This window comes from Allorhizocola rhizosphaerae (genome assembly GCF_003426775.1).
Lineage (GTDB): Bacteria > Actinomycetota > Actinomycetes > Mycobacteriales > Micromonosporaceae > Allorhizocola > Allorhizocola rhizosphaerae.
In genome coordinates this window covers 1-2,946 of sequence record NZ_QJUG01000421.1, presented here as the reverse complement: position 1 = coordinate 2,946, position 2,946 = coordinate 1, and the positions used below count along the sequence as shown (strand labels likewise).

Below are 2,946 nucleotides of genomic sequence, written 5' to 3'. Positions count from 1 at the left end.
GGCGAGGCGGGGCCTAGCGTTGGCGGGGCATGCGGCGGTCGAACTCGCCAGGCGGGATGGCCACGACCATCACGAAGCGGGTCGGCGAGTCGGTCTCGTTGCGGTAAACATGCGTGCGGTCGCCGCGGAAGTCCAGCGTCTGCCCGGCTTGGACCACGTGGTCGGCGCCGTCGACGGTCACGACGATCTCGCCGACCAAGACATGGACCATTTCTCTGGTACCAGGCTGATGGTCTTCTGATTCGAAACGCTCGTAGGGAGCGAATCTCCAATCCCAGAGTTCCACGAAATCCGGGTCGCTCAGCCCGCGCAACAGGCGCCCCATGCCGCCGCGGCCGCCCCGCCACAAAACGGGGGCATCCTGGATGTCCGATAGATGGACGCTGCGATCGTTGGCGGGTTGGAGCAGGCGGGCGACGGTCACCCCGAACGCGTCGGCGATGCGGGCCAGCGTGCCCACGCTGGGGTTGGTGCGCGCGGCCTCGATCTGGACCAGCATGCCCTTGCTCACGCTTGAGCGGCCGGATAACTCGTCGAGCGACCAGCCCCGCCCGGTGCGCAGCGCGCGGACGTGCAGCGCCACCGCCGCGTTGATCTCCTCAACGGATCCAGGCCGGCCGGTCGTGGTGTCGGTCAACACACTGTCCTTTGTAGTCAATATCGTGGTACGACTGTCGGATGCTGCCTATTCTGCTCGCCGGAGCCTCCGCCCTGATTTGGGGCACCGCCGACTTCTGCGGCGGGAAGGCTGTCCAGCTCCAGCGCGGGCATGCGCTTTCCGTCACGGTTTTCTCGCAGCTGAGCGCCGCACCCATGATCGCACTTTTTCTGCTCGTGGTGCCGGGACGATTCGGCGTGTCGGCTGTGGCGTGGGGCGCGGCCGCGGGCGTGGCCGGGCTGTTCGGGATCGTGCTGCTGTACCAGAGCCTCGCCAGCGGTGCGATGGCCGTTGTGGCGCCGACCACGGCCGTCACGGCCGCGGTCGTGCCGATGATCGGTGGGCTGGTGCTGGGCGAGCGGCCCGGAGCCCTGCCGATCACGGGTGCGCTGTGCGCGGTCGTGGCGATCGGGTTTGTGAGCATGGGCGCATCCGGTGGGCCCAAGACGACAAGCGCGCGGGTGTTCGGGCTCGCGCTGCTGTCGGGTGTCATGTTCGGGCTGTTCTTCCTGCTGCTCGCGCGGGCGGGGGAGAGCGCGGGCATGTGGCCGCTGGCGATGGCCCGGTTCGCGGCGCTGCCGGTTGGCTTGCTGCTACTGCGATACTCGCGCCTGGGCGGGCCGCTGCTGTTGCGCGGGCGGGTCGCGTGGCTCGCGGTGGTCGCGGGAGTGTTGGACATCACGGCCAACGGGTTTTATCTGATCGCGGTGTACGGCGGGGACATCAGCATCCTCGCGCCGATCGCCTCGCTCTATCCGGCGAGCACCGTGCTGCTGGCGTTGGTCGTCAACAAGGAGAGGCTGCGGCCGGTTCAGATGGCGGGGCTCGGGCTTGCGGCCGCGTCGCTGGTGCTTGCGGCGGCGTAAGGTTGCGCGGTGTCCGACCGTTCCGTGATCAGTGCCCGCTGGGCCGTCGCCACCATCTTCGCCGTGCATGGCGTGGTCAGCGGCAGTTTCGCCGCCCGCATCCCGTGGATCAAGGAGCATCTGATGCTCAGCGACGGGCAGCTCGGGCTGGCGTTGGTTATGCCCGCGCTGGGTTCGCTGACCACGATGCCGTTCGCGGGCCGGCTGGTCACCCGGTTCGGTGGGCGGGCGACCACGCGGGTGCTGATCTCGCTGTGGTCATTGGCGCTGATCATCATTCCGCTGGCGCCCAATCGATGGGTGCTCATGTTCTTTCTGCTGTTGGGTGGGGCTGCGGCCGGTACCTCCGATATGGCGATGAATGCCGAAGCGGTGGCGGTGGAAAAGGCGATGCGGCGCTCGATCATGTCAGGTTTGCATGGCATGTGGAGCGTTGGCGGCCTGATCGGGGCCGGGATCGGGGCCGGCGCGGCGAAGTTGGCCATCGGTGCGCCCGCCAACCTGGCCGTGGTCGGTGCGGTGGTGCTGGTCATCGGATACGCGGCCGGGCATCGGCTGTTCCCGGCCGCACCCGTGTCCAATGAGGACGGTGGGCCGCGATTCTCCTTCCCGCGCGGGCCGGTCCTGATCATCGGTCTGATCGGCTTTTGCGCGATCGTCGCGGAGTCCGCGTCCGCCGATTGGGCGGCGGTGTACCTCATCGAGATTCTGGGTGCCGGTGAGGCCGTCGGGGCTCTGGCTTTCGCGGCGTTCGCGTTCTCAATGGCCGCGGGGCGCCTTGCGGGAGATTTCGTGGTCACCCGTTTTGGCGCTGTGGGTACCGTGCGGGCCGCCGGCTTGATGGGCGTGGTTGGCGGAATCCTTGTGGTGACGGCACTTTCGCCGCTGCTGGCAACCATCGGGTTCGGCATGATCGGGATCGGGGTCGCGGTGGTGGTCCCGTTGGCGTTCAGTGCGGCCGGGCATACGGGCGAGCACCCGACTCACGCGATCGCAGGAGTGGCGACCGTCTCGTATGGAGCGGGCCTCGCCGCTCCCGGAATGATCGGCGGAATTGCGGCCGTGACCTCACTGCAGTTCTCGTTTGCCCTAGTCACAGGGTTTGTCGCGATCGTGGTGCTGGGTGCGCGGCGGTTGCGCGCAGCCACACTGTGACCCGGACGACCCACCCCGATTTGCATTGCCGCGCAGTGTTGGCGTAACCTTCTGAATGCCCGCGGGACAGGTTACAAATTCCTGAGGGCTCGCCCCAGACATCTCCGCAGCGATGCGGTTGTGCTTGGTGTGTGTTTGTTTTTTGAGAACTTAACAGGGTGCTTGTTTATGCCAGTGCCAAAGTTTTTGTTTGGTTTTTGACCCCTTTGTTGGGTTGATTCCTTTGGTATGAATGTTTTCATGCCAGGATTTTTCGGATTCTTTGTT

3 protein-coding genes are annotated in these 2,946 nt (G+C 66.4%); 2 read left to right on the top strand and 1 reads right to left on the bottom strand.

The genetic code is table 11. The annotated features are described in order from the left end of the window. Window positions 1-13: 13 nt before the first annotated feature. Window positions 14-637 carry a helix-turn-helix domain-containing protein gene (locus DM816_RS41250; protein WP_117215862.1) on the bottom strand — a complete coding sequence of 208 codons (624 nt, stop codon included), beginning with the start codon at window positions 635-637 and terminating at the stop codon, window positions 14-16. A gap of 41 nt (window positions 638-678) precedes the next feature. Here DM816_RS41250 and DM816_RS41245 point away from each other — a divergent pair, with 41 nt between their 5' ends. Both DM816_RS41245 and DM816_RS41240 read left to right on the top strand, forming a co-directional pair. After that, entirely contained in the window at window positions 679-1,524 is an 846-nt protein-coding gene (locus tag DM816_RS41245; RefSeq protein ID WP_117215861.1) for a DMT family transporter, read from the top strand. Window positions 1,525-1,533: 9 nt separating this feature from the next. Further along, on the top strand, window positions 1,534-2,679 hold the full coding sequence (locus DM816_RS41240; protein ID WP_117215860.1) for an MFS transporter: 1,146 nt from the start codon (window positions 1,534-1,536) through the stop codon (window positions 2,677-2,679). Window positions 2,680-2,946 lie beyond the last annotated feature (267 nt).

Coding starts and splice junctions, on each gene's coding strand:
- DM816_RS41245 (WP_117215861.1), top strand. CDS start 679: ATGCTGCCTATTCTGCTCGCCGGAGCCTCCGCCCTGATTTGGGGCACC.